The organism is Vibrio splendidus 12E03, assembly GCF_000272105.2.
GTDB classification, from domain to species: Bacteria; Pseudomonadota; Gammaproteobacteria; order Enterobacterales; family Vibrionaceae; genus Vibrio; species Vibrio splendidus_I.
On record NZ_AJZD02000353.1, the window covers coordinates 1 to 2,637 of the forward strand.

At 40.2% G+C, this 2,637-nt stretch carries 5 protein-coding genes and 1 pseudogene; 4 read left to right on the top strand and 2 right to left on the bottom strand.

The window, feature by feature from the left end:
• The 3 genes and pseudogenes from A142_RS25340 to A142_RS23025 form a co-directional block, all read left to right on the top strand.
• Nucleotides 1–199: pseudogene (locus tag A142_RS25340) on the top strand (CpaF family protein); the annotation flags it as partial.
• Complete coding sequence (locus A142_RS23020; protein ID WP_019823067.1) at nucleotides 196–489, top strand: hypothetical protein; 294 nt, start codon at nucleotides 196–198, stop codon at nucleotides 487–489. The pseudogene A142_RS25340 and the gene A142_RS23020, both read left to right, overlap by 4 nt.
• Nucleotides 464–682 (top strand): hypothetical protein, encoded by a 219-nt coding sequence (locus A142_RS23025; RefSeq protein ID WP_019823069.1) that lies wholly within the window; start codon nucleotides 464–466, stop codon nucleotides 680–682. Before A142_RS23020 ends, A142_RS23025 begins: the two co-directional genes overlap by 26 nt.
• On the opposite strand, the gene A142_RS25040 is transcribed toward A142_RS23025, so the two are convergent.
• A complete protein-coding gene (locus A142_RS25040; protein WP_019823071.1) occupies nucleotides 675–914 on the bottom strand; it encodes a hypothetical protein in 240 nt (79 codons plus the stop codon). The genes A142_RS23025 and A142_RS25040 overlap by 8 nt on opposite strands.
• Before the next feature lie 65 nt (nucleotides 915–979).
• Nucleotides 980–1,978: a hypothetical protein gene (locus A142_RS23035; protein ID WP_019823074.1), complete on the bottom strand. Its 999-nt coding sequence runs from the start codon at nucleotides 1,976–1,978 to the stop codon at nucleotides 980–982.
• 52 nt (nucleotides 1,979–2,030) lie between these two features.
• Between A142_RS23035 and A142_RS23040 the strand changes: the two genes are divergently transcribed.
• On the top strand, nucleotides 2,031–2,438 hold the full coding sequence (locus A142_RS23040) for an H-NS family nucleoid-associated regulatory protein (protein WP_019823076.1): 408 nt from the start codon (nucleotides 2,031–2,033) through the stop codon (nucleotides 2,436–2,438).
• The last annotated feature ends 199 nt before the right edge of the window (nucleotides 2,439–2,637 follow it).

Genomic DNA, 2,637 nt, shown 5'->3' on the forward strand with positions numbered 1-2,637 from the left:
CGCGTCGCAAGGGATGATTGATTTTGATTTGGCACACAAGCAAATCACCGGAAACGTTGATGTGTTCGTTCATGCCAGTAGGCATGAACGTTACGGACGAAAAATCACGGAGATAGCGGAAGTGACGAATGGCACACTGGTTCCATTATTTAAGTTCAATGGAACGACTCACTCCTCCCTTAAAAGGATAGATTCATGACCATTGAAAAACCAGATTACCCATCACTCATCGAGCAGTTGGCCAAAGAGGCTCATCAAGGCTGTGGACTCAGTTATGAACTCTATAGCCAACGCTTTCAATCATCCGTCGATGCGCTTTTAGAACGTCTGCCTAACGACGAAAGGGGAAATGTGATTGCTCTTGCCACAAAGCATGGCTACGAGCATGAGCCCCCCAATAATGCACCCGTTTCAGCATCAGATTGGGATAATGACACTCAATATTGCTCTCACGGTATTGATATTGATTGCTGCCCAGCGAGCAATTGAAGAAGAGGATATCAATCGGCTTCGCATCGAAATAGATAAGCAAATTGGTTGTTGGGAAAATCACAAAGAGGATATCGAACGCGCTCGCTTAGACTCTTACAGCAGTGAAAGCTGGAGTACGGCCGGTGCAATTGAAGTATTAATCACATTAAAAAACGAGATTGATTCGTATGATGAACAAACATTTATTTGACATTAATTCTAGAGACCTGATTCTGCGAGAAAAGCATAATCAAATGGTGATGGCTGATTTTTTCAAGCACTTCATCAACATTAACAAAATAAACATGACCACCTATCGAGCAGGATGTGCCATCACAGAGCTCATCATTCATTATGAGCTCGATAAGATATTTCTTCTCACCATACATGAAGGAGAATTCAATATTCAGCCAATCACTGGTGATGACATTCGAGTAGCGCATAAGGAAATATCCTTACCTGACGTGACCGATATCATGATTTTTGTCACTAGACTCGCTCACCATGCTCATATCTCTCCACAGTTATCTTTAGATTTAGATTCTGCGGAAGTTTTGGTTTTCAGTTCGTAGTAGATAACCAACTGTCGTAGGTCCGTTATGTTAAGGTTAATAATTGTATTACCTTGTGCGTTTTCTCTTTCTGAGATGGCGGGATTGAGTAAAAACACTTGAAAATATTTCACATTATCAGTGTTTAACACTTCATCGATATAGTGCCCAAACCTACCATTATTCATAACCTCTTTGCTAACATACAAGTGAATGGCTTGATTATTATATTTGTCAAAAAATTGAAACAGAAATCCTCGTCCATAACGTTTCTTTAAGAGGCCGCCACCATAAACAACCCCCTCGTATTGATTGGATAATCCGTTCTTGATGTGAGTGATATATCGATAAAGATATACTTTTCCATAAGGCGGAACATGAAGACGGAGAGCTCTTCGCTCATCACTGGATAGTTTATTTTTTGCATCTTGCCATGTATCTGTAAGGCGCTGGAGCTGATTAGTTTTAGTGTACTGTTGCCATTTGGAATTGTCCTTTTTATTCCCCTGCTTATGAGAAACATCAGACTTAAGACGATAGTCGGAAGATACTGTTCCACCATGACTCACATTAGTACCATCATCATTTTCAGCCCAAGGAGTGAAATGATTAATATGATCTTTTAGTTTGGCTCTTACTTGTCTTTCGTTCCGAACTTCATCAGTTTCATTACTACATTCTTGCTCCATGTCCTCTGCAAATTGATTCCATTCACAATTCGGCATGTGAGGATGAGGAGAGCGATAATGCGCAGCCTTAAACGTCACATCATCTTCCGGCATAACGCGATAATTAACACCACTCATCAAAACTCCACACTGTCGATCGCTACATGAAAATTTGAATGGTTTTCTTTCTTCGATCTTTTGTGAGAAGAACTCAAACCTAGCTTCATTAATAGAAATACTACGTTCAAGCTCGTGACAGTAAGCAAATAGAATTTTTATATTCTTCATGGGCTACCTTCTTCAATTAAAACATTCATACACTTACAATTAGGAATTGATCATGCAAAACATCATCAAAAAGCTCAGCAACAAAAGACAAGCAAATGTGTTTTTTAAAGACACCGAGCTCACACAACTGACTCGCATTATAGACACACTGCAAAGCGTAAAAGAAGAGAAAGAGCTGAACGCTCAAATAGCAGCGGAAGCCGAAGAAAAAGAACGCCAAGAATTGGAAGCTATACGCACTCAAATTCTGGAGAAGGGGCTCAGCTTTGACAAGTTAGCTTCGTTAATGAAGCCCTCCAAGAAACCCCGTAAAGTAAAAAAAACGTCCACTGAAAAAACGAAACTTTGTTACGTTTTTGATGATAACAAACGTTGGAATGGTGAAGGTGAAGTACCACAAGATCTACAAAGTCTGCTTGATGAAGGTTACGAGTTGGCCGATTTTTTACAATCTGAATAACACCAAATCTCGTCAATACCCTCCCTTACCACACACAAGGTTTTCGACTTTTCACTCCCGATTCACCTCGTACAACTTTGCTTTGACTTCACGTCAAAGTACTTCCTTGCGTCACCGTTTAATGCCGACTTTCTGACTCTTTCAATCCCATAGGATTGTTAAAGAAAGAAGAAAGTCAGACGCATTAAGAGGGCGCATA

Coding starts and splice junctions, on each gene's coding strand:
- A142_RS23020 (WP_019823067.1), top strand. CDS start 196: ATGACCATTGAAAAACCAGATTACCCATCACTCATCGAGCAGTTGGCC.
- A142_RS25040 (WP_019823071.1), bottom strand. CDS start 914: ATGCGCTACTCGAATGTCATCACCAGTGATTGGCTGAATATTGAATTC.
- A142_RS23035 (WP_019823074.1), bottom strand. CDS start 1,978: ATGAAGAATATAAAAATTCTATTTGCTTACTGTCACGAGCTTGAACGT.
- A142_RS23040 (WP_019823076.1), top strand. CDS start 2,031: ATGCAAAACATCATCAAAAAGCTCAGCAACAAAAGACAAGCAAATGTG.